A 23,728-nucleotide genomic window follows, 5' to 3' on the forward strand; every position below is an offset into this window, starting at 1 on the left:
TCGTGGACGGCGACCGACTTAGAAAGTTGCTTGGCCGAGGCTTCCTGCTGAGCCAGGCGGTCGAACGCTGGCAGACCCGCGCCATCTGGGTTGTCACGAGTGCGGACGCGTCATATCCGCACCGGCTCAAGGAACGGTTGAAGGAAAACGCGCCAACGGTGCTGTATGGCTGTGGAGACGCCCCGATTCTGGAGACAGGGGGATTGGCTGTGATCGGTAGCCGCAATGCGACCCTGGAACTGCTGGCGTACACAGAACGCATCGGACAACTGGCGGCCAATGCACAGCAGACGGTTGTATCGGGCGGAGCACGCGGGATCGACCAAGCGTCCATGCGCGGTGCACTGGAAGCCGGTGGAACGGCTGCAGGCATGCTTGCCGACAGTCTGGAACGGGCAGCCCTCAACCGCGAGTATCGTTCCCCGCTCATGGAGGGCCAGCTGGTCCTCGTGTCATCCTACGATCCGATGGCCGGGTTCAATGTGGGCAACGCCATGCAGCGCAACAAGCTGATCTACGCTCTGGCTGATGCAGCATTGGTCATCAGCTCCGACTATCAGAAAGGCGGGACGTGGGCCGGTGCGGCGGAACAGCTGACCACCTTGAGGTTGGTGCCGGTATTTGTCCGCTCGCAGGGCGAAATCGACAAGGGACTCCAGGAACTGCAGAACATGGGTGCACTGCCGTGGCCAAACCCGAGCAACGCCGAAGACTTGGTTCGCACCCTCAGACCAGAACAGGATCCGACCACGCACAACGAAGAACAGGCGCCTGCCCCCGTGCATGAATCGATTCCGGAACCACCGGCCACAACCAAGACCAAACCCGCTCCGGCGAAGCGTCGTTCCAAACCGAGGAAGTCGGCAGGGGGTATTGCCGAGCCGACCCTCTTCGACGCCGTACCGGAAAAAACAGTTTCGAACAAACGTGCAACAACACGACATGAGAAAACTGAAGGCACAACCGATGCAGATGGGTAGAACGGCCATGTTGAAGACTGACGGGCGCAACAAGGGACCAGGAGCACTTCCTGAATTCGCCGGTGGCGACATCTTCTGGAAGCCCGCACAAGTCATCGCGGGCGGAGAGAGCGCCACTCTGCGGGTTCTGCCACATATCTTGGAGAAGCTGCAGCGCTAGCGCCGCAGGACCGGCCCATGTCCAATCACCTTGACGGCTCCGTGTCACGGTATCTGCTGCAACACGCAGACAACCCTGTCGACTGGTATCCGTGGGGAGACGAGGCGCTGGCACGTGCACGGACCGAGGACAAGCCCATTTTCCTGAGCATCGGCTACGCAGCGTGCCACTGGTGCCACGTCATGGCCCATGAGTCTTTCGAAGACCCGGACACAGCCACCACCATGAACGCCCACTACGTTTGTATCAAGGTGGACCGCGAGGAGCGACCTGACCTCGATAGCGTGTATATGGCGGCTGTCGTCGCTTTGACTGGCCAAGGCGGCTGGCCGTTGTCAGTCTTCCTGACGCCGGACCTGCAGCCGTTCTATGGTGGCACCTACTTCCCTCCCGAGCCGCGTCAGGGCATGCCTGGCTTCCCACAGCTCCTGCACACACTGGCTGATGCCTGGAGGAACCGACGAGCAGACATCACACGTGCCGGTGCTCAGGTCGTAGCGCAGCTCGTCAGTCAGTCCACTTCAGGCACGGCCGAAGGGACCTTCGACGTCGGCACACTAACAACTGCAGTACACGACCTGGTCGAACACTACGACTGGGACAGCGGCGGCTGGGGCATGGCGCCCAAGTTCCCTCAGCCGATGGCCATCGAGTTCCTTCTGCGACGCCATCTCGCTGGTGATACGACAGCGCTTGCACCCGCCGTGCATGCTCTGCGAGCGATGGTGCGGGGCGGCATGTGGGATGTGATCGGCGGAGGGTTTGCGCGCTACTCGACGGATAACTCGTGGCATGTCCCGCACTTTGAGAAGATGCTGTACGACAACGCACAGCTGGCGCGCGCGTATTTGCACGCCTGGCAGGTGACCAGCGAGGCGTCCTTCCGGCACGTGGCCGAGGAAACGCTGACGTTCGTCACGCGGGAGATGACGACCCCGCAGGGCGCCTTCCTGTCGAGCCTCGACGCCGACTCGGAGGGCGCGGAGGGCCGATATTATGTCTGGAGCCTCGAGGAGATTCGTGCGACGCTTGGGAAGGACGCCGACCTGTTCACCGAAGCCTATGGTGTGACGGCCGGGGGTACGTGGGAGGGGACAAACGTGTTGCAGCGCTCTGTTGATAACGCGACGCTTGCAGCCCATCATAGTATTGTCCAGGGCGACGTCGACGCGCTGCTGGACAACTGCCGTACCAGACTCCTCAAAGTTCGGGGCAAGCGGGTGCGCCCAGCCGCTGACGACACGGTGCTGACAGCTTGGAACGGCTTGATGCTGGCCTCGTTTGCCGAGGCGGCACGTGCCCTCGGGGACCAGAGGTACCTTGATGTCGCCATTCGCAACGCAGACTTCCTGCTCACAGCGCTGCGACCCGACGGACAACTGCGGCGCACCTGGCGTGAGGGCACAACAGGTCCGAAGGCGTACCTGGACGATTATGCTTCGCTGATTCTTGGATTGCTGGAGCTGTACCAGACGGACTTCAACAACCGCTGGTTCGTGGCCGTGCGGCTTCTCGCCGAAGAGATGCTGGCCCGCTTCACTGACCCCGCCGGAGGGTTTTTTGATACGCCCGACAGAGCGGAGCAGCTGCTTATACGTCCAAAGGACCTGCAGGACAACGCTGTCCCATCGGGAAATGCGCTCGCCGCGGAGGCCCTGCTGACCCTTGCCGCCCTCACGGGCCACACGGAATGGCGCAAGTTGGCAGAAAAGAGTCTTGACCTCGTGACTGATCTCGTGACACGCTATCCGACCGGCTTTGGACGCTGGCTGTGCGCTGGCGATTTCGACCTGGCGAAGGAGATGCAGGTCGCCATCGTCGGCGACCCTGCCGACAAGCGAACGATGGAGCTGGTCGGGGAGGTTCGCATGGCGTGGCGACCCAACCTGGTTGTGGCAGCTTCACCGACGCCCCTGCCCCCTGGGGTCCCTGACCTGCTTGCTGACCGTCCGATAGTGGACGGCCAACCCACCGCCTACGTCTGCGAAGGATTTGCCTGCCACCAGCTAGTGACGCGACCGGAGGATTTGAGGGAACAGCTGAGATGAAACGCGACGGTAAACGATCATGGCACCAATTGTGAATCCCAATAGTACCTGGTACAATGGGATTCACAATTCACGGGGGAGGTGTTGTGCAGCTGGCTTCGCCTCGTAGACTGATTGCATGAACGCATATGTTATCCTGATCACTGGTCCGCGCGCAAGCGGCAAGTCGACGTTCGCGGCTGAAGTCCACCGGGCACTGGTGGGCTCAGTCCTCCTGCACGTGGACGACCCGTTCCATGAGGTACTGGTGCAGGACCGCAGCCGGTGGAACGGCCAGGAGATCGATCTGTATGCCGTGATCCTGCGCCACGAGCTGGGTCTTGCGCGCGACCTCGCCCTGGCAGGCAGCTGCGTCATCGTCGACGCGACCGTCCTGCCGGGCCAGCTTGCCCCTCTTGTCGACAACCCGCCCGCACCCGGACTAGACATCGTCGTGCTGCTTCCCTCTCTTGAGGACTGTCTGGCAAACGAGCACCGTCCGACGCGTACCGTGCCGGTTCGAGAGGAGAAGGTGACCGCTACGTGGCAAGAGATGCAGGAATGGCGCAGGGTGACAGGAGCCTCCATCCAGGCCGTCGACGGGTGTGAAGTCGAGCGCAGAGAAACGTTGTCCGTGATCGTGAAACAGTTGCAGCAGGCGCCCTAATCCCAGTCCGAGCGGCTCCGGCGCAATAGTAGCGCGAAGACGGGCGCACCAACGATCCCGGTCAGGATACCCAGCGGGATTTCCGCCATCGTCAGGGTGCGCGCCACATCATCGATGATCATCATGTAGATTGCCCCCAGGGCGATGGAAGCCGGGATGAGCCTGCGGGAATCCGGCCCAACGATGCCGCGTGCCAGATGTGGTACGACCAGCCCCACCCACCCGATGACACCGGAGAGCGCTACGCTGACAGCGGTGGTCATAGTCGTCAATCCGATGAGAACAACCCTCATCACCGCTGGGTTTTCGCCCAGTGACCGCGCCTCGTCGTCGCCCATGGAAAGAATGTTGAGCTTCCAGCGCAACACCGTGATGGCCACCAGGCATGGCACGATCACGACAACCGCCCTGAGAAGGTCTGACCATTGCACAGACGCAAGCGAACCCATCAGCCAGAAGACGATCTGCGGCAGCTTCGTCGACGGGTCAGCCACATATTGCGCGCCAGCCACCAGCGACGAGAACAGGCTGCCGACGACGAACCCGGCGAGCACGAGGGTCACATGTGACCGGTCACGCCCGGACCTGGCGATCAGCCATGTCAACGACACGGCCACAGCTCCTGTCGCAAAAGCTGAGGCTTGTGTGACTGCTGCGCTTGCGCCCAGCAGGATAGCGACCGCTGCCCCGAACCCTGCGCCCGAGGAGACACCAAGTACATAGGGCGAGACCAGTGGGTTGTGAAACAGCCCTTGGAAGACTGCTCCGCCAGAAGCGAGCGCGGCGCCGACCAGGGCAGCTGCCAGCGCGCGGGGGAGGCGCACCTGCCAGACCACCGTATCAACGGTCGGATCCCATGTGCGGGCGATTGGTACAAACCGGGAGACCAGCACCCGCAGGACTGTTTGTGGAGTGATGGGATAGCGACCCAGGCAAAGCGACGCAAGGAGCACCACCAGCACTCCCACCCACATAAGGAGCAGAGTCGGCAGGAACCGCCTGCGCTTCATGAACCGATCCCCGCGACAATCACGTGCCGTGTGCCGTCAGTCAGGACCTCGATGGGCATGCCATACAATTGTCCCAGGTTGTCTGCAGTCAGGACCTCTTGTGGAGTCCCGAGGGCCACCAGCGCTCCGCCGCTCACCAGCCCAACCCGGTCGGCGTACTGCATGGCATCGTTTGGGTCATGGACGGTCATGATGACGGTCAGCCCACGGCGGACGGCAAGATCGCGTATCCTGCCCAGGACCAGATGCCGGTTCCGGAAATCCAGGTGCGCCGTCGGCTCGTCGAGCAGCAGGACCTGTGCCTCCTGCGCCAGCGCGCGGGCAAGCAGGACCAATTGAAGCTGTCCACCGGAGATCTGTGTGTAGGGTCGGGCGGCGATCGCACGTATGCCGAGTTCGTCCATGGCCTCCTGTGCCACCGTCACGTCATGCGGACCGGGCTGAGAGGCAGCACCCAGATGGGGATTGCGTCCCATGAGCACAATGTCCTGGACGGCATACGGGAACGCAGGGGTATGAGACTGTGGAACGGAAGCCACACGTCTGCTCACGTCACGTGCAGACAGTGACTTCAGGTCGCGCCCGTCGATGTAGATCGTCCCGGCTCGGGGGCTCAGGACCCGCTCAACACAGCGAAGGAGCGTCGTCTTACCGGCCGCGTTCGGTCCCACGATGGCGAAGACCTCGTGGGGACCCACAGCCATGGTGAGGTCGTGGAGGATCCTGGCCTCGCCGTAGGAGAAGCCAAGACCCTGGATGTCAACGACTGACGGACGCGCTTGTTCCATGCTCTACTGGGAAAGCGCTGCGAGGTCGGCCGCTGGGACCGTGAATCCATAGAACTGCTGGTAGAAGTGCGCGATCTCGACAGACATATCGAACCGGACCTGATCGGGATAGAGTTTGTGGGCCAGCCACATCGTGCCCAGAAATGACTCAGGGACCGGCATATCCCACGAGACGACATATTTCGGCATCACATAGACCCTGTGGTCCCGCACAGCCGCCACATTCTGCAGCTGGGGGTTGGTAAGGACGTCACTCACAGTGTCCTTGGTATAAGATGTGAGGATGATGACGTCTGGGTTCCAGACGAGCACCTGCTCGGGAGAAACGTCAATCTTGCCGCCGGTCAGCTGCTCGGAAACGCTCACTCCTCCCCCGTTCCTCACCATGAACGTCTGGAAGAAGTCGCCGGCAAAGGTCTTGAAGATGCCCGTCCCGGCGACGTAAACTCTCAGGCGTCTCGCAGGTTCCACTGCGCTGACCGCGTCCGCAATCTCCTTCATCTTCGTCGTCAGCAGGTTGAGCGATGAAGTCGCCTCTGCGACATGCCCGGTCAACGCACCCATCCGCTTGATGGCGTCGGTGAGCTGACCCGGCTGCTCTGCCGAGAACGCGTACGCCGGGAGGCCGACTGCTTTCATCTGCTCCAGCGCAGGGCCCTCTTCCGTCAGGACGATGTCCGGACGGGCCGCAAGCAGGGTCTCGATGTTGGCCGCATTCTGGTTGCCGGCTTCAGGGATCTGGTTCATCCGTGGGTAGATCGCTCCCATGGCCTTCCCTTTGACAGCCGACCCGAAGCTTGCGACGACGAGCTGGTCCTGTGCTCCGACGGCAAAGACAAGCTGTGTGGCAGTCGCGGAAAGGGTTGCGATGCGTACGACGCGACGTGGCACAGTCACGGTGTGCCCCATCATGTCGGTAACCTGCTCCATCTGTTTGGGCAGCGTCAGCGTGATCGTCCTGCTCTCAGCATTCCAGTTTGCAAGCCCTCCGAGCGACTGTGCGGCAAACCGGACAGGGATCATCACATGATCGAGAATGATGGTCGGCGCCACCCTGTGGTCCGTGTCGATCCAGACCGTGCGCCCGTCGACGCGCGCATTGGCATTCCCGACCGTCAGATCCACCACGTGCGACTCCAGCGACAGGCGGACCATTTTGGCAGCAGGCGTCCACTTCACGCTGCCACCGGTCAGTTCCACGACGTTACGGATCGGCACGAGGGCTCTGTCCCAGACTGCTTCGACAACAGGGACGACCTTCGAGTTTGCAACATCGATCGGGAAGCTGAAACCATTTACGGTCATCGTCGGACTCCCCACGGTGAGAACGACGGATGACACTGGTTGGTAAGCCGCCCGTACAATCGCAGACGGGAAACCGGCCACAAGCATAATAGTGACGATCAGGACAAGGCAGATGGAACGATGAACTCTGGTGTGCATAGCGCAATCCTCCGAGGCAGGTGGCAAATAAGGGCGACAACACGCCCTATCTTACCGGAGGCACAGCGCACGACGGCGCAGAACCTGAAGCCACACGCACGACGGCGTACAGCCACAGCGACAGTCCACGACGGAACTGAAGCCGGTTTACTCTTGACCACGAATAGTATAAGTTCTGGAGGCCTGGTGTCAAAGCCTGAAGCACATACGCACAGGCTGCCCTGGTACGTGGGTTCCTGTCTGCGCCGAGGAACGCCACTCGCATTACAGAGAAATGCTCGTGAGGAGCACCCCTCAGAAGCACCCCTCGCCTTACACTAAAAGGCTCGGGGGAATTGATAAGAAATGCTCAGGGGGGAACGACAAACAAGAACCTCCTTGGGGAACGGTGGCATTCCACGACATGCAGAGCGGCCGCAAGTTCGCGGCCGCTCTCTTCACTTCTGATGTGTTGGGCTGTGGTCTTCAGAGACTCCTGAAGGCTACGCCATGTAGGTAGGCTTCCAGTCGACAATTCCCAGCGCCGACTCGTAGAAGTTCTTGATGTGCTTGCTCAAAAGTACCGGGTTCGTGTAGAAGTAGACTGGAGCAATGGGCATATCGGTCATGAGGATCTTCTCTGCGGCATGCAGTACTGCCATGCGAGCCTTCGGGTCGACAGTGGCCTTTTCCTTTGCAATGAGAGCGTCATAGGCCTTGTTGCTGTAGCCAGTCATGTTCCTTCCATTGCCCGTCACGAACAGCTCCAGGTACGTATTCGGGTCCATGTAGTCAGCAGTAGGGGACCTACGAACAACGTCGTAGTTGAGGCTCGCCTCGTCAGCCAGGTAGACACCCCACTCTTCACTCCCGAGGCTGCACGTGATACCGAGGTTCTTCTTCCACATCTGCTGAACTGCCTCAGCGATGGATTTGTGCAGGTCCGAGGTGTTGAAGAGCAATGTAAAGGCAGGGAATCCTTTGCCATTGGGATAGCCGGCCTGAGCCAGCAGGGCCTTTGCAGTCGCGATATCGTTGTCCTTGAAGTATGAACCACCCACAGTGCGGAAATCGCTGCCAGGAAGTGCGTCCGGAATACCGTTGGAAACCATACCCAGCGCGGGAGTTTCTCCACCTTTCGTGATGGACTTCGTGATCTGCCCACGATTGATTGCGAGTGTCAAAGCCTTGCGCACGCGGACATCGTTGAACGGCTTCTTGGTCGTGTTGAACATATACAAGTATGTCGCAAGCATCGGAAGGATCTTTACATCGCCGGAGGCGACCAGCTTAGGCAACTCTGAGCTGGGTACGGTCACCGCAGAGTCCAACTGACCGCTCTGATACATCGAAAGAGCAGTCGAACTATCCTCGACCATGAGGAACGTGACCTTGGTCAGCTTGACATTGTTCTTGTCCCAGTATGTCGGGTTCTTGACGAAGACCATCTTGTCGTTGTGCGACCACTGTGTGAGCTTGAACGGTCCATTTGTCACATATGTCTTGACATCGGAGGCCCACTTGTCATTCGTGCTGACAACAGCCTTGCAGACTGGATACAGCGTATTGAACGCCGTCAACGCGAGGAAGTAGGCGGTGGGCGACTGGAGGTAGACCTTGAGTGTTTTGGCATTCAGTGCTTTGACGCCGACGTTCTTGCTGGGGTCGATCGGCTTCGCCATGTTGGGCTGAGCGACTTGCTTGCCTCCAACGGTCTTCATAACAGGATTACCTTTGGCGTCGACAGCCTGGGCATAGTACTTGGTGCCGACCTTGATGGATGTGTTGAATGCTTCACCGCCATACACGTAGTAGAGCTGGGTGGCGTATTGGGCAGCCAACTCCGGGCTGAGCACGCGCTTCCAGGCATACTCAAAATCGTATGCGGTGACAGGGGTTCCGTTTGTCCAATATGCATCACGCAGCGTGAAGATGTACGTCTTGCCGTCCTTGGAGATCGTCCAGCTCTTCGCGATCGCCGGCTGCGGCACATTTTTGCTGTCGAGACGCGTCAACCCATCGAAGACCTGCATCTCGACAGTGGATTCTGGAACGCCAATGGTAACGCCTGGATCGATTCCAGGTGGCTCAGCCCCCAGGTTGTACGTTACCTCCTGAGCAACTGCTGCCTTTGCTGACGGTATAACAGACAGTCCACCAGACAACGAGACCAGAAATACAGCTACCAAGACAAGTGACAGTGCTTTCTTCATACACCAACCTCCCTTTTCCAAATACGATTTGTCGCATCTTGTGGCTACCGAAATAATAACAATACGCCAGGAAAACGCAATACGACCTAGTCTGGGTGGTGACCCAAGAGTGTCCTCTGTTTCTGCAGCGGTTACGGTATCCTGTAAACATGCAGAGCGGCCGCGAACTTGCGGCCGCTCTCTTCACTTCTGATGTGCTGGGCTGTGGTCTTCAGAGACTCCTGAAAGCTACACCATGTAGGTGAGCTTCAAGTCGATGAAGCCCATTGGGGACTGGTAGAAATTCTTAATGTGCTTGCTGATCAGGACATCGTTGGTCCGGAAGAAGATCGGCATCACGGGCATGTTCGCCATAAGCATCGTCTCTGCGTCATGCATGGCCTTCATGCGCACCTTCTGATCACCGGTGCTCTTCTCCTTCATAATAAGAGCATCATACGCCTTGCTGGTCCAACCGGTGTCGTTGTTGCCGCTGCCTGTCTGGAAGATGTCGAGGAACGTGTTTGCATCCATGTAGTCGGCGCTCCACTGTGCAAAGCCTACATCGTAGAACCCGTTGTTCCGGTCATCCATGTAGACGCCGCTCTCTTCAGGACGGAGTGTGCATGTGATGCCAAGGTTCACTTTCCACATCGCCTGGATTGCTTCGCCAAGGGACTTCAACTCTTGCGATGTCCCGCTCACAATGGCGAATGCCGGGAAGCCCTTGCCATTCGGATAGCCGGCCTGTGCAAGCAACGCCTTCGCCGTGGCGATGTCGTTGTCCTTGTAATATGAGCCACCCGTAGTGCGGAAATCTTTGCTGCTGGTAGCGTCGGGCATGCCGCTGGCGACAAAGCCAAGAGCAGGGATTTCTCCGCCTCTCGTGACGGACTTAGTGATCTGCTGACGATTGATTGCGAGCGTCAAAGCCTTGCGAACGCGGACGTCGCTGAATGGTTTCTTGGTCGTGTTGAACAGCATGTAGCGCGTCGCGAGGAACGGCTCCGCCGTGGCGTCGCCGGAGGCAACCAATTTACTCGCCTCGGAGAGAGGCACGGACACGGCAGAATCAAGCTGACCACTCTGGTACATGGACAGAGCCGTCGCTGCGTCTTCGACCATGAGGTAGGTGATCTTGGTGAGCTTGACCTTATCCCTGTCCCAATAGGTCGGGTTCTTGACAAAGGTCATCTTGTCATTGTGTGACCACTGCGTGAGCTTGAATGGCCCATCGGTCACATAGGTCTTGACGTCGGAGGCCCACTTGTCATTCGTGCTGACAACGGCCTTGCAGACCGGCATCAGGGTAGGAAACGCCGTCAGGCTGAGGAAGTACGGGGTCGGGGACTGGAGGTAGACCTTGAGCGTCTTGGCAGTTAATGCCTTGACGCCGATGTTCTTGCTGGGGTCGATCTCTTTCTTCAGATCCGCAACGGGGACGTCCTTGCCCCCAACACTCTTCGTAAGAGGATTGCCTTTGGCATCAACAGCCTGGACATAGTACTTGGTGCCGACCTTGATGGACGTATTGAATGCCTGACCACCATAGACGTAGTACAGCTGATAGGCATATTCTGATGCAAGGTCCGGGCTGAGAGCGCGCTTCCAGGCATACTCAAAATCGTATGCAGTGACAGCGGTTCCATTCGTCCAGTACGCATCGCGAAGCGTGAAGATATAGGTCTTGTGGTCATTGGAGATCGTCCAGCTCTTCGCAATTGCGGGCTGTGGCACACCTTTAGCGTCCAGACGAGTCAATCCATCGAACACCTGCTCCTCGATGTTCATTTCTGGAAGCCCTACGGTAATAGCCGGGTCGATACCTGTCGGCTCGCCTCCCAGATTGTAGGAAATCTCCTGAGCGACGGCCTTGGCCGATGGCACCCTCGACAATCCACCAAAGATTGAGACGACAAAAAGCAGTACCAGGACAAGTGACAGTATTTTCTTCATACACGATCCTCCATTTTTCCACAAGAGCGTGCCGCTTTGCGGTTGTCGGAATCATAGCAATACTTCAGGAAAACACAACACGACCCTGTCGATGCGGCGACCCAACAGGGTTCTCCGTTTCTGCAGCGGTTACGGTATCCTGCAAACATGCAGAGCGGCCGCGAGTTCGCGGCCGCTCTCTTCATTTCTGATATGCTGAACTGATATCTTCGGCGTCTCCTGAAGGCTACTCCATGTAAGTGGTCTTCCAGTCGACAAATCCCAGCGTCGACTGGTAGAAGTTCTTGACGTGCTTGGTAATGAGCACAGGGTTCGTGTAGAAGTAGATTGGAATAATGGGGAAGTCTGTCATGAGGATCTTCTCTGCGTCATGCAGCGTCGCCATACGTGCCGCCGGGTCGGTAGTCGCCTTGGCTTTTGCGATGAGAGCATCATACGTCTTGTTGGCGTAGCCGGTGCCGTTGTTTCCACCATCCGTGACCCACATGTCCAGGAACGTGTTGGGGTCCATATAGTCACCGATCCAGCCTGCACGGGCAACCTGGTAGTTGAGATTGTTCCGGTCATCCAGGTAGACGCCCCACTCCTCGACCTTGAGGGTGCACGTGATACCAAGGTTCTTGTTCCACATCTGCTGGATCGCCTCGGCGATGGATTGGTGTGCGTTGGAGGTGTTGAAGAGCAGGGTGAAGGCAGGGAATCCCTTGCCTCCCGGATATCCTGCGTCTGCCAGCAACTTCTGCGCAGTTGCAATATCGTTGTCCTTGTAGAATGTACCACCAACAGTGCGGAAATCGCTGCCGGCAGCCGCGTCTGCAATGCCACCGGGAACAAAAGCCAGCGCGGGAATCTGTCCACCCTTCGTGACGGACGTCGTGATGGCGGCACGGTCGATGGCCAGATTCAAGGCTTCGCGAACGCGGACGTCGTCGAATGGCTTCTTGGTGACATTGATCTGATAGTAGTATGTTCCAAGGTACGGAAGGATTTGTGCATCGCCTGAGGCGACCAACTTGGGCAACTCTGCAATGGGTACAGTGGAACCTACATCCATCTGACCGCTCTGGAACATGGACAGAGCCGTCGATTCATCCGTGACCATGAGGTACGTGATCTTTGTAAGTTTGACAGCAGCCTTGTCCCAGTACGTCGGGTTGTTGACAAAGGTCATCTTGTCGTTGTGTGACCACTGCGTGAGCGTGAACGGTCCATCGGTGACGTAGTTCGTCACGTCGGCGGCCCACTTGTCATTTGTGCTGACAACAGCCTTACAGACCGGCATCAGGGTAGGGAACGCCGTCAGGTTGAGGAAATAGACGGTGGGCGATTCAAGATCAACCTGGAGCGTCTTGGCATCCAGCGCCTTGACACCGACGTCCTTGCTGGGGTCGATTTCTTTCGCCATGTCTGCAACGGGGACATCCTTGCCCCCCTCTTTCTTTGTAAGAGGATTGCCTTTGGCATCGACAGCCTGAACATAGTACTTGCTGCCGACCTTGATGGACGTGTTGAATGCCTGACCACCACGCACGTAGTAGAGCTGATAGGCGTATATAGCAGCCAGTTCCGGGCTGAGAGCACGCTTCCAGGCATACTCAAAATCGTATGCGGTGACAGGTGTTCCGTTCGTCCAGGACGCATCGCGAAGCGTAAAGGTATACGTCTTCAGGTCCGCAGAGATCTTCCAACTCGCCGCAATCGCCGGCTGTGGCATATTCTTGTTGTCGATACGTGTCAATCCGTCAAAGGTCTGCAATATGATATTGGCTTCCGGAATGCCCTGAGAAAGGGCTGGATCGATCGTGGCGGGCTCGGTCCCCAAGTTGTACGTTACTTCCTGCACGTTGCCTTTGCTTGTGGTGCAAGAGACGGTCCCCAAAAGAGCGACAGCAAGGAATACCGATATTAAGACAAACGAAAATGCTTTTCTCATATGATAGCCTCCCGTTCTCAACATGATTCGTGGCATCTTACGGCTACCATAAAAGTAATGCAGCTACCATAAGGATAGCCGTACATCAGGAAAAAACAACTCGATCCTGTCTGCGTATGGTCTTGCAAAAACCTGTAAGCATTATACAATCGCTCTTACGTCAGGTTTTGCTCGGTAGACGAAATACACGGGAGGAATCACATGACAAGAAAAGTTGTTGTATTCCTAGTTCTATGTATGCTGGCCGCTACGTTCGCCGGTTGTGGAACCAAGAGCACGGGTGGTGTCGCTACATCCGGCATGGCAGCCGATCAGACCGTACGGTACAATCTTGCTGTTGAGCCGGCCAGTCTCGATCCTGCGCTTGCAGACGGCAATCCAGCGCTGGGAACAGTGCTCCAGCTGTTTGATGGTCTAACACGCAATGACAAGAACAACGTGCCCCAACCGGCTATCGCAACCAGCTGGGACGTGTCGACCGACAAGCTGACCTATACGTTCCATCTTCGTGACGCCAAATGGAGCAACGGCGATCCTGTGACCGCACAAGACTTTGAGTATGCCTGGAAGCGGGCGCTGGCTCCTGAGACAGCAGGTGCTTTTTCCTATCAGCTGTACTATATCAAGAACGGCCAGGCATTTAACACATCCCTGGTGCAGGACGGCAAGTACTACGCCGCGAAGGTGGACGCGAACGGCAATCCCGTTACAACGACAGCCAACGGCAAGACCGTCCCCGTCGTCGATACGACCAAGCCGTTTGACGTCGCCTCTGTCGGTGTCAAAGCAGTAGACGACAAGACGCTGCAGGTGACCCTGGAAGGGCCTACCCCGTATTTCATCGACCTCACAGCCTACCCCACCTTGGCTCCTGTCGACAAGAAGGTGGTTGAGGCAAACGCGCAGTGGGCTGGCAATCCATCGACCTACGTCTGCGACGGTCCCTTCAAGCTCACGGAATGGGGTCACAACGATCACCTGACAATGGTCAAGAACGACACATATTGGGATGCCGCCTCGGTGCGTCTTGCTACTGTGATCTATGATATGGTTCAAGACCCGTCGACAGCCCTGACGATGTACCAGACTGGCCAGCTCGATGCCGCAGCTGAGGTCCCCTCGTCCGAACTGAAAAGCCTTATTGCTTCAGGCGATGCTCAGGTTCTCCCCTTCCTTGGCACCTACTATCTCCTGTTCAACAATAGCAAGAAGCCGTTCAACGACGAGCGTGTGCGCCAGGCCCTGACGCTGGCGATCAATCGCCAGCAGATCGTGGACAACATTACCAAGGGCGGCGAGTTGCCTGCGATGGCGTTCATCCCGTATGGCTTCGCCGATGCCACTCCAAACAGTGACTTCCGCAAAGTCGGCGGTGAAACGTACTTCAAAGACAATGACATTGCGACCGCACAGAAGTTGCTGGCAGATGCAGGATACCCTGGAGGCAAGGGATTCCCTGCCTTTACGTATCTGATCAACACCTCCCCCACACACCAGGCGATTGGTGAGGCGATCCAACAAATGTGGAAGAAGAATCTGGGCATCACGTGCTCGATCCAGAGTGAGGAGTTTGGCGTGTTCCTGCAGGACCGCAGCAGTCTCAACTATGACGTTTCTCGTGCGGGATGGACTGCGGACTACATGGACCCTAATACATTCCTCGATCTGTATATCACAGGTGGCGGCAACAATGATCTGGGATGGACCAGCAAGGTGTATGATCAGGCTATTGCAACTGAGAAAGCGACTGCTGATCAGACCGCTCGTCTCACGGCTATGCATCTCGCCGAGGATACACTGATGAAGGACTTCGCCATTTGCCCGATATACTTCTACACGAACCCTATTCTGCTGAGCAAGAGGGTCAAGGACTTCTATCAGGGCAGCATCGGGTTTCCCGACTGGAAGTACGCGTATATGGCATCAGGCAAGTAGAAGAGCAGTTCAGACAGGTTTCATGCAAGAATGCCGGGCACATCATGTGCCCGGCATTGTCATCAACTGATAGGACGCAGTTGGCTACAGGTCTTTGTCGTACTTCCCTGCGACGGTGCAGCTCATGAGGAACCGGTAGAGCTCAATCGGGTCAGCCGAGGTGTACGAAAGTTCACGGCCGCCGGAACGCCGGGAGCCGGGGATCCAGGCAGCGACGTCGCAGGCGCTGGTCGTCAGGAAGCGCACGGTCCAGGTTGACGGCGAAGTCGCCAGAATCTCGTGCTGGACGGTCCCCTGAAGCTGCTCGTCTGCAAGTGTCGTGCGACCACGGGACATCAATTGACGCGTCGCATTGGCGGCACCATCACGGATCAGCGTCTTCGATGCCTCGGGCATCAGCGTCCGCTGGGAATATCGGCCGGTGGCCCACTTGGTAGTGACAAAGACGGCGTGGGGGAAGAACTGCTGCGAGAACCCACAGTACTGCTCGTCACCGCTGCCGAAGATGAATGGGATGCCCAGGCGGGCCAGCAGGACCATGTTGAGTTCTGTCTCGCCCACGACGTGCCCGTTGGCCAGAACCTCGTAGATGGAGGCCGAGGAATAGGTGTGGTCCATGGACCCATTGCGCGTTCCGATGGGAGCATGGTAGCCGACAAACAGGGCTGCGTCGCAGGTTGCATCTGCTCCTTCGACCATGTACAGCGGGCGCGGGTAGCCCCGCACGACCTGCACATCCTGTGGAAGCCTGTCGAGCAGCAGGTTCTGCCCACGGCTGTGACTATCGGCGATGAGGATTGCAGCTTCTTTGTCGACACTCCGGATGCCTTCGATAGTGGCGCATGTCTCGCCCGTCATGAGCTCTCGCTGTTCCTGGCTGGTTTCCGACCATGACACAAGGCCGGCTATACCCTCCATATCCAGACTGATGAAGTACTTCATTTCAGATACCTCCCAGCGGCAACCGCCGCAGTAATCTACAGTTTCTCACGAGCGACATAAGTATATCCGGATTTCGCTGTTGCATGTCGCAAACATCTGCGTTGCACGCACCCATGGCGGTTTTCTGCGCCCCGCGTCCTGCATCGTGTTCATGGAACTGCATCAGCATGGCAGAAACCCGCAGTACCCAAACATGCACGTCATCGGCTCAGGCGCTTGCACCACAGTGCCCTTTTGGGTATGCTGGTCTCATCGATTCTGAGGAGGTCGTACGATGGAAAACCTGCCTGTCATCATGACTGGAACCAAGGTCGTCCTGACGCCTGCCTGCCGCGAAGACGTCCCAGCGTATTTGCGCTGGATCACGGACCCGGAACTGAATGTCTTTCTCCTCGACTATGGCAACGTATTCACACTGGAACAGGAGTATGCCTGGTATGAGGAGGCCGTCGCCAAGGCCGACAGCCACGCGGTCCACATGGACATCCGCCTGGTTGGCGATCAGAAGCTCATCGGCGACTGCGTTCTGTTCGATATCAACCACAAGGAAGGTACCGCCGAGGTCGGCATCCTGGTGGGCGAGAAGGAGTATCACAGCAAGGGGTACGGCAGCGAAGCGCTGTTCCTGCTGTGCCGGTACGGGTTCGACAAGCTGAACCTGCACAGCATCCTCCTGCGCCACCTGTCCATCAACGCCCGCGGCGACAAGGCGTACCGCAAGGTCGGCTTCCGAGAACTCGGCTGCTTCCGCGAGTCCGTCGTCCGCGACCGCGTGCGCCACGACATGGTCTACATGGACCTGCTCGAGCCCGAACTGCGCAATCCAGCAACCGGAGAGAAGTGACGCTCCGCGAAGATCTGCTCCGGGAATTTTGCCCACAGAATGCGCTCGAGCTGGAGCGCGACCTTGCCCTCCTGCATCGTTCAAAAGGCGGGCAGGGATTTGTCGACGCCATCGTCAGGTTGCAGGAATTCGTGGGGACAGGGACAGTACGCCACTATCCCTGTGGCACCACGTGCCAGGGGTATGTCGTTCCACGCCCGTGGAACCTCAAGGGCGGCTTCCTGCGCCTGTCCACCGGCGAATGGCTGGCCCCCGACCTGAGGATGGCCCCCATTGGAGGCATCTTCCTGTCCGGAGCAAGTCACGGCACCGAACGTCTCCGCGTCGTCGACGTCGGGGCAGGAACAGAGGACACCGAGTATACTCAGTCGGTCGAGGGCTGTGCCGTCCTTGCCACGGGCAAACCTCCCGTCGTCTACCGCGAAGCGGTCGCCAAGCACGGCGCGCGCTGTGTCATCACCGACTTCATGCCTACGCAGGACGCACGCATCGGCCGAACACCTGAAGAGATGCCCGATACTGTGAACTATACTTCCTTCGGCTCTGAGTCACAGGGCGAGGGCTTCGGCTTCAACGTCAGCCACCGTACGTTCAAACATCTGCAGGACATAGTCGGGAAGGAAGTCATCGAGGTCGACACCTTCTTCGACGCTGACGCCGGCACGGGCGATCTGCAGGTACTGGAAGCTCACATAGGTACACCGGGAACACAGAAGCCCATCCTCCTTCTGGCGCACCTGTGTCATCCTCGGCCGGGCGCAAACGACAACGCCAGCGGGGCTGCCCTGCTGGCCGAACTGGTGCGTGTCCTCCATACCGTGCCGCTGGAGCGAGAGGTCATCGCCCTCTGGATGCCCGAGTTCTACGGCACAATCGCGTGGTTTGTCGACCAGAAGCCCGATCTGGCATGCGCCATCAACATGGACATGGTCGGCGAAGACCAGGCGAAAACCGGCTCCACTCTGGAAGTCACAGCGACCCCATGGTCACTGCCCTCGTTCATTGCGGACCTTATGGCCGTCAACTTGACCACTCACGACTTCCGCCTGACACTCACCGGGTTCACATGGGGCTCCGACCACGCCATTCTCAACGACGCGAGCGTCCACGTCCCTGCTCTCTCGCTGACCCAGTGGCCCGACCGCTATTATCACTCCAGCGACGACACGCCGGACAAGTCCAGCGTCCAGTCCTTCGAGTGGGTGGGCCGTGGCGTTCTGGATACTCTCGCGGACCTTATCGCCGGGATCCCGGACGAGCGCGCCGCAGTAGTCGCAGCCCGTATACGTGAACAGGGACTGACAGACAGCGTACGGTACAGCGATCCATTGATACGAGACTGGGTGGCTCGGCGTACCCGTGCCGCGCTCCTCGCGCTGCAGGAGACCACCGACACGCCGGTCGTCCGCGCTGAACTGGCTGCGGCGGGCGCGACCGCTCCCATGCCGGCATTCCAGCCAAGGGTCCCTGTCATCGGCCCCATTGAGGAGGTGTGGATGACCCCGGACGACCTCCAGTGGAATGACCGTCTGATACGCGACTTCCCCTGCTGGTACCACCTCAAGGCAGAAGTTGTCAACTTCATCCAGCTGGGCGTAGAACGCGAAGACGCCCTGAAACTGGCCACCGCAGAATTCGACGCGCCGGCCGCCGCTGTCCACGCAGCACGGCACTATCTCGATCTTTTGATAGCAAAGGGGTACCTTCTTCCATGACCACACAATTCTCAGGGCCCAGCATCGTGCAGGGGGCGCTCGTCGTCCTCATCGGCCCGTCCGGATCCGGCAAGTCGACCTTTGCACAGCAACACTTCAAGCCGGCCCAGATTGTGTCGTCCGACGCCTGCCGCGCCATGGTCGCCGACGACGAAGCGGACCAGGCCGCAACCACAGCCGCATTTGCGGTCCTGCACTGTATCGTCGAACAACGCTTGCATGCCGGCCGCCTCACGGTCGTTGATGCCACGAACGTGCAGGCAAAGGCACGCCGGCCACTGCTGGAGCTCGCAGCCCGCTATCACCGTCCATCTATGGCTATCCTGTTCGAGCTTCCACCCCAGGTGTGCAAGGAGCGCAACCGGCAACGGCTGGACCGCGTCGTAGGCGACTTCGTCGTGGACCGCCAGCACGCTCAGGCGCCTGTCAGCGAGGGTGTGTTGAGTCATGAAGGATTCGATCACGTCATCGTGTTACATTCCGTGGAAGAGGCAGACGCCTTTGGAATGCCCTCTCATCCCTCGCCGACCCTGTGGCGTGACAGAGCAGGCTCCTTTGACGTGATCGGCGACCTCCACGGGTGTTGTGATGAACTCCTCTCACTGCTCAGGATCATGGGCTACAAGGTTGAGAACCCGAGCTCCCTGATTCCCCATATTACGGCGCCAGAAGGCAGGACGGCGGTTTTCGTCGGCGACTTCACGGACCGCGGACCTGACAACGTCCGTACGCTCCTGGTCGTCATGGCGATGGTCCGCTCAGGCGCTGCCCTGACCGTGCTCGGCAATCACGACGACAAGCTGCTCAGGGCATTGCAGGGAGCCCCAGTCAAGATCAGTAATGGACTCGACCATACACTGCAGGAGCTGAACGCGGCTGGAGAGGAGATGCAGGCGCTTGTCCGCGAGTTCCTGGATGAACTGCCGTCACACCTCGTCCTGGACGGTGGCAATCTGGTGGTCGCACATGCAGGCCTGCCCCAGGACCTCCACGGCATCGACTCGCCACGGGCGCGCGACGTTGCGCTGTTCGGCTCCCCGACCGGCCAGCGAGACGACTTCGGACTCAAGGTCCTCGCCGACTGGGCACATGCATACGAGGGCGACGCGGTCGTTGTCTGGGGACACCTGCCCATCGCCGAAGCGGCTTGGGTTGGGAACACCATCAACATCGACACCGGCTGCGTCCACGGAGGAAGCCTGACTGCACTGCGCTATCCCGAACGCGAGCTGGTCAGCGTGTCCGCCGCGCGCGTCTACTCCATCCCCATCAAACCTCTGTAACAGAAATGGAACCGTCCCGAATGTTACAGGACAGGGTCTGCCTGGTGACAGGCGCCACACGCGGCATTGGCGCAGCCATGGCAGAAGCTCTTGCCCGTATGGGGGCGACGGTCGTCGTCACGGGACGCAGTGCGGAGCGCGGACAGGACCTGGTGTCTGCCATCACTCGACGCACAGCCAACGAAGACGTGCACTTCCTGTGCGCTGACCTGGCGTCGATAGCGGAGGTGAACGGTCTTGCCCGGGCATTCATGGCCCACTGGGATCGCCTGCACGTCCTGGTCAACAACGCCGGAACGGTGTTCCCGACACGGCGTGCCACCATCGACGGGTACGAGGAAGTCTTCGCCGTCAACCACCTGGCTCCCTTCCTGCTCACCAATCTACTGCTTCCCGTCCTGCTTGACAGCGCGCCGTCGCGCGTCATCGTGACCTCCTCCTACGAACACCGGCGCGGGCGCATGCACTGGGACAATCTGCAGGGCGAGCGTTTCTACTTCTCGCAGCAGGCATACGCGCAGTCCAAGCTGGCAAACTTGCTGTTCGTCTATGAACTGGCGAGGCGACTGGAGGGAAGCGGGGTCACGGTCAACGCCATCAACCCCGGCCTGGTGCACACGAACATCTGCATGGACAGCGGCTGGCTCATCAGGACAGCCAAACGGATGATGGACCGGTTCTCTGCCGTGAGCCCGGAGGAGGGCGCGGATACCGGCGTTTGGCTAGCGTCATCACCTGATGTCGAGGGAGTCACCGGCCGATACTTCCAGCGCAGACACGCGGTCCGGTCCTCGCGCGCATCGTATGACGTCGCCGCTCAGCAGCGCCTCTGGCGCATCAGCGAGGAGCTGACGGGCCTGTTTGCGAAATCCGGCAGTTAGCAGTCGAACAGGAGCTCGGGAGCCGTGGGGATCCTGGGCAGCTCCAGCAGTTCGTAGTCCGTGGCGTTGATCGTCACGAACCCGCACCGCTGGTAAAGAGAGAGGGCGTTCCGATTCTCTGTCTCGACCTCGATGGTGATCCACTGGCTGCCGCTGTTTTGCAGGCCGCGGACAATGGCCATCAACATCTGTCGCCCGATACCCTGTCCCTGCATCTCGGGCCGCACTGCGAAGTGGATGATGAACACACGGCCATCACTGACGGCCGACTGAATGACACCGACGGGCCGCCCGTCCTGGGCCGCCAGGTAGGTCGTCCGCATAGGATCCTTCATCAGACGCACAAGGGCCTGTTCCTCTTCTTGAACCGGTTCTGCAAACGCTGAGGCAACAATCGCCGCCATGACGGGCACATCCTCGGCACCTGCAGGCCGGAGTTCCACCGCGTCGTGAATCGGCTCAAACGGGGGAATCCGCCTCGTATCAAGGTCCATCGTGTACTCGCTGTGGGAGTGCCGCGTCCCCATCGCCGCGGCGAACGTAGGGCCTTCCCGCGACTCCTGCGGCACGACGATCAGCAGCCGTCTCACTTCGTGTTCCTGGCATTCCCGTACCACAACTCGCGCCATACGGCGGCCAATACCCTTCCTCCGAAAGTCGGGATGGACAAGGATAGTTGCTTCGACTTCCGAGGGGTCACCATAACTGTTCATGCCCGCAAACCCAACAAGCTGTCCACTCTCGTACCACAACACATCGCTGACTGAACCCTCCGGCCGTGTCTCCAGCGTGCCGAAGTCCAGCCGTGCCTCCATCGAGTAGCCGTCTCTTCCCTCACAGACGCCCGCGAGAGCCCGAACCTGGCTGACCTGCTGCGTCGAAAGCCAGACTGGTACCATTATGCCATCGTCGTCAGTCGGCATGCGCTCCTCCAGTGCACGTCATGAGGCCGCCGCATACCCTGCAGCGGTCCGGAACTGCAACCATCAATCCGTCTACTTCGCTCTCAGACTGTCCAGGGCGGGTTTCGCCTCGGGACAGAACCCAAAGAACCCATTGATGGTCTTGCACTCGTTGTACTCGCCGCACTCGGCGCAGGTAGCGTAGCCCTTGCCATGGGCACATGCCCGCACGTCGCAGACGGCACAGTGCGAGAACAGTCGTGGTCCAGTCGACTGACACCCGTCACAGACGACGTCCTCGGGCTTGACCTCGATGCCGTAGCCTGCCGACCATTCGGCGGCCGTCTTCTCCTGCAATGGCCTGTCAGTCGTCCTGCCAGCCACATATGCCGGACAAGTCGTACAAACGAGACCACACGCTGCGATCATCTCCATATCCCTCTCCTTTGTCTGGTGAGTCATCTCACCCCGCCCTGTCCGACTAGATTCAAGAATAAGTGTCTGGTTACCAAGTAATGGGTGTATCAGGCTCAGTTCCTTTGCGAAGTCTTCTAATATTGTCCCTCAAAGCAAACACCAGGAAGGATGCTCCCAACAAAGCGAAGACAGCGTAGTATAATGGAAAGAAGATGTACATCAAAACTACCAGAACCCACGAGAATACTAAGTTAGACAAACTCGTTTTCCTGGTCACAAGAAAGATGAGCAACAAGACAGGGAAAAAGCAGACAAAATACCGTGGCCCGATGAATGCGAGAGTCGCACCATAGAAAGTAGAAGCGCCCTTTCCTCCTTTGAATCTAAGAAAGATTGGGAGGACCTGTCCAACGGTGGGAAGCAATGCGACAATCACAATCTGCCAGTGACTCGACAAGAGTGTCTTGGCTAAATATGCCGGCAAAAAACCCTTTGAGAAATCGAGGAGTGCCGAAACAACCCCCCATTTCCAGCCAAGCGCCCTTGAGACATTTGTCGATGAGGCAGATTTTGAGCCAATCGTCCTTACGTCCACTCCCTTCAATTTGCCCACCAGAAAACCAAAAGGAATAGAGCCCAGAAGATAGGCGGCAATCAAAAGCGCAATGAACACGATCATCCCCTTGCCTTCATCGTTTGGCAAATCTTCCTATTCACCGGAGTATCAATGTTGAATCGCTCCCCAATTTTTACGACTGCACCGTTATAGTAATCAATTTCGTCAATGTTGCCTTTTCCCTTCCTTCCTCTCCCTTTCGCAATTGCTTTGGCAATCCGCTTTCTGAAAAGGCTCAGAAGGGGCAAAGGAAGAGAGCCAAGCAAAGAAGCATACAGGCGCGTTGGATAGTGGTGCAAATTCAAAAATCTTCCTCCACTTTCTTTGACTGTTCTTGCATACTCTCTCAACGATTCAATTTCTTCCTCGAAAACCTTCTTGTCTGCAAAACCCTCTTCAATAGTCAACCCGTACGAAGAGGAAGACACTCCCAACAGATTCGTAAAGAGCTTCGAAAACTCCATGTTCTTGACATTTTCGGATGCAATTTCCTCGGCTTCAAGTTCGGCCTCGAGGAAAAGTTCTCTTAGATCTTGTATCTTGTCAGGCCCAAACGCCACTCCGAAAGCCAATCTTATTGGTACAAAATACGAAATTACCGTATTGTCAGCGGTTTTTTCCATGGAAACGGGGTTAAACAGGGCAACCCTTATTATTCTGATCCTTTGGGCATTCGAACCGAATATTCTCTCAAGTTCGATTCTTGCCTCTTCCGCTGCAAAAACACCATTTTGAGACAAGATCAAGTCAGGAGGGGTTTCTTGTCGTACTCTTTGGTAGTAGTACCTCACTGATGGGGCAACGGGATTTTTCGTTGTCAGAAGAATAAAATCCGGGGCAGTTTCCTTGGTAAATGCATCTTCTTCAATGACATCACATTCAAATCTTGTCGGCTTGCTCCCTTGCCTTGCAATAAGGATGTTGCCATCCTTAATATTGTCCATTTGCGCATGCCTTGCAACTCCCAGTATTTGAGCAGAGTTCCGCATCTCATGGGCAAACAGCGTTCCCGTCCTCCCACCAACACCAACAACAGCAATCTTCTTTGTCATGTCACT

20 protein-coding genes are annotated in these 23,728 nt (G+C 58.1%); 9 read left to right on the plus strand and 11 right to left on the minus strand.

From position 1 onward, the window contains the following. The 4 genes from SMC3_RS05375 to SMC3_RS05385 form a co-directional block, all read left to right on the plus strand. Positions 1-980, plus strand: a 980-nt coding sequence (locus SMC3_RS05375) for a DNA-processing protein DprA (protein WP_207799684.1), incomplete at its 5' end; no start/stop codon positions are given. Between the two features lie 7 nt (positions 981-987). Then, entirely contained in the window at positions 988-1,140 is a 153-nt protein-coding gene (locus SMC3_RS09385) for a hypothetical protein (RefSeq protein WP_165848237.1), read from the plus strand. 17 nt (positions 1,141-1,157) lie between these two features. Next, positions 1,158-3,188: a thioredoxin domain-containing protein gene (locus SMC3_RS05380; RefSeq protein WP_119087748.1), complete on the plus strand. Its 2,031-nt coding sequence runs from the start codon at positions 1,158-1,160 to the stop codon at positions 3,186-3,188. A gap of 118 nt (positions 3,189-3,306) precedes the next feature. After that, a complete protein-coding gene (locus SMC3_RS05385; RefSeq protein WP_119087749.1) occupies positions 3,307-3,834 on the plus strand; it encodes an AAA family ATPase in 528 nt (175 codons plus the stop codon). On the opposite strand, the gene SMC3_RS05390 is transcribed toward SMC3_RS05385, so the two are convergent. The 6 genes from SMC3_RS05390 to SMC3_RS05415 form a co-directional block, all read right to left on the minus strand. Further along, a complete protein-coding gene (locus SMC3_RS05390) occupies positions 3,831-4,844 on the minus strand; it encodes a FecCD family ABC transporter permease (RefSeq protein ID WP_119087750.1) in 1,014 nt (337 codons plus the stop codon). The genes SMC3_RS05385 and SMC3_RS05390 overlap by 4 nt on opposite strands. Continuing rightward, on the minus strand, positions 4,841-5,632 hold the full coding sequence (locus SMC3_RS05395) for an ABC transporter ATP-binding protein (protein ID WP_119087751.1): 792 nt from the start codon (positions 5,630-5,632) through the stop codon (positions 4,841-4,843). The genes SMC3_RS05390 and SMC3_RS05395 overlap by 4 nt, the downstream gene beginning before the upstream one ends. Positions 5,633-5,635: 3 nt before the next feature. Beyond that, on the minus strand, positions 5,636-7,075 hold the full coding sequence (locus SMC3_RS05400) for a stalk domain-containing protein (protein ID WP_119087752.1): 1,440 nt from the start codon (positions 7,073-7,075) through the stop codon (positions 5,636-5,638). 482 nt (positions 7,076-7,557) lie between these two features. Next, the gene (locus tag SMC3_RS05405; protein ID WP_119087753.1) at positions 7,558-9,267 is read right to left on the minus strand and encodes a peptide ABC transporter substrate-binding protein; all 1,710 of its coding nucleotides are present in this window, start codon (positions 9,265-9,267) and stop codon (positions 7,558-7,560) included. 228 nt (positions 9,268-9,495) lie between these two features. Next, positions 9,496-11,202 carry a peptide ABC transporter substrate-binding protein gene (locus SMC3_RS05410; protein ID WP_119089917.1) on the minus strand — a complete coding sequence of 569 codons (1,707 nt, stop codon included), beginning with the start codon at positions 11,200-11,202 and terminating at the stop codon, positions 9,496-9,498. Between the two features lie 226 nt (positions 11,203-11,428). Then, positions 11,429-13,135 (minus strand): peptide ABC transporter substrate-binding protein, encoded by a 1,707-nt coding sequence (locus SMC3_RS05415; protein ID WP_165846603.1) that lies wholly within the window; start codon positions 13,133-13,135, stop codon positions 11,429-11,431. A 201-nt stretch (positions 13,136-13,336) separates the two neighbouring features. On the opposite strand from SMC3_RS05415, the gene SMC3_RS05420 reads away from it, so the two are divergent. Continuing rightward, positions 13,337-15,070, plus strand: coding sequence for a peptide ABC transporter substrate-binding protein (locus tag SMC3_RS05420; RefSeq protein WP_119087756.1), 1,734 nt, complete (start codon positions 13,337-13,339; stop codon positions 15,068-15,070). Between the two features lie 84 nt (positions 15,071-15,154). Here the strand turns inward: SMC3_RS05420 and SMC3_RS05425 are convergent, their stop codons facing one another. Further along, the gene (locus SMC3_RS05425) at positions 15,155-16,012 is read right to left on the minus strand and encodes a M55 family metallopeptidase (RefSeq protein WP_119087757.1); all 858 of its coding nucleotides are present in this window, start codon (positions 16,010-16,012) and stop codon (positions 15,155-15,157) included. Positions 16,013-16,286: 274 nt separating this feature from the next. On the opposite strand from SMC3_RS05425, the gene SMC3_RS05430 reads away from it, so the two are divergent. From SMC3_RS05430 to SMC3_RS05445, 4 genes are read left to right on the plus strand one after another with little or no spacing between them, the layout of a single operon-like run. Next, positions 16,287-16,856, plus strand: coding sequence for a GNAT family N-acetyltransferase (locus SMC3_RS05430; RefSeq protein WP_119087810.1), 570 nt, complete (start codon positions 16,287-16,289; stop codon positions 16,854-16,856). Then, on the plus strand, positions 16,853-18,571 hold the full coding sequence (locus SMC3_RS05435) for a DUF4910 domain-containing protein (RefSeq protein WP_165846604.1): 1,719 nt from the start codon (positions 16,853-16,855) through the stop codon (positions 18,569-18,571). The genes SMC3_RS05430 and SMC3_RS05435 overlap by 4 nt, the downstream gene beginning before the upstream one ends. After that, positions 18,568-19,854: an AAA family ATPase gene (locus tag SMC3_RS05440; protein ID WP_119087759.1), complete on the plus strand. Its 1,287-nt coding sequence runs from the start codon at positions 18,568-18,570 to the stop codon at positions 19,852-19,854. The genes SMC3_RS05435 and SMC3_RS05440 overlap by 4 nt, the downstream gene beginning before the upstream one ends. Positions 19,855-19,874: 20 nt before the next feature. After that, positions 19,875-20,735 (plus strand): SDR family oxidoreductase, encoded by an 861-nt coding sequence (locus tag SMC3_RS05445; RefSeq protein WP_207799116.1) that lies wholly within the window; start codon positions 19,875-19,877, stop codon positions 20,733-20,735. Here SMC3_RS05445 and SMC3_RS05450 read toward each other — a convergent pair. The 4 genes from SMC3_RS05450 to SMC3_RS05465 all read right to left on the minus strand — a co-directional run bounded on the left by SMC3_RS05450 (position 20,732) and on the right by SMC3_RS05465 (position 23,722). Continuing rightward, positions 20,732-21,658, minus strand: coding sequence for a GNAT family N-acetyltransferase (locus tag SMC3_RS05450; protein ID WP_119087761.1), 927 nt, complete (start codon positions 21,656-21,658; stop codon positions 20,732-20,734). The two genes, SMC3_RS05445 and SMC3_RS05450, sit on opposite strands and share 4 nt — an antisense overlap. A 72-nt stretch (positions 21,659-21,730) precedes the next feature. Then, complete coding sequence (locus tag SMC3_RS05455) at positions 21,731-22,072, minus strand: DUF3795 domain-containing protein (RefSeq protein WP_165846605.1); 342 nt, start codon at positions 22,070-22,072, stop codon at positions 21,731-21,733. Positions 22,073-22,142: 70 nt separating this feature from the next. Next, positions 22,143-22,733 (minus strand): glycerol-3-phosphate 1-O-acyltransferase PlsY, encoded by a 591-nt coding sequence (gene plsY, locus SMC3_RS05460; protein ID WP_119087763.1) that lies wholly within the window; start codon positions 22,731-22,733, stop codon positions 22,143-22,145. Continuing rightward, positions 22,730-23,722, minus strand: coding sequence for a ketopantoate reductase family protein (locus tag SMC3_RS05465; protein WP_119087811.1), 993 nt, complete (start codon positions 23,720-23,722; stop codon positions 22,730-22,732). The genes plsY and SMC3_RS05465 overlap by 4 nt, the downstream gene beginning before the upstream one ends. Positions 23,723-23,728 lie beyond the last annotated feature (6 nt).

The sequence above is a fragment of the Candidatus Cryosericum hinesii genome (assembly GCF_003570985.1).
In the GTDB taxonomy this organism is placed as follows: domain Bacteria; phylum Caldisericota; class Caldisericia; order Cryosericales; family Cryosericaceae; genus Cryosericum; species Cryosericum hinesii.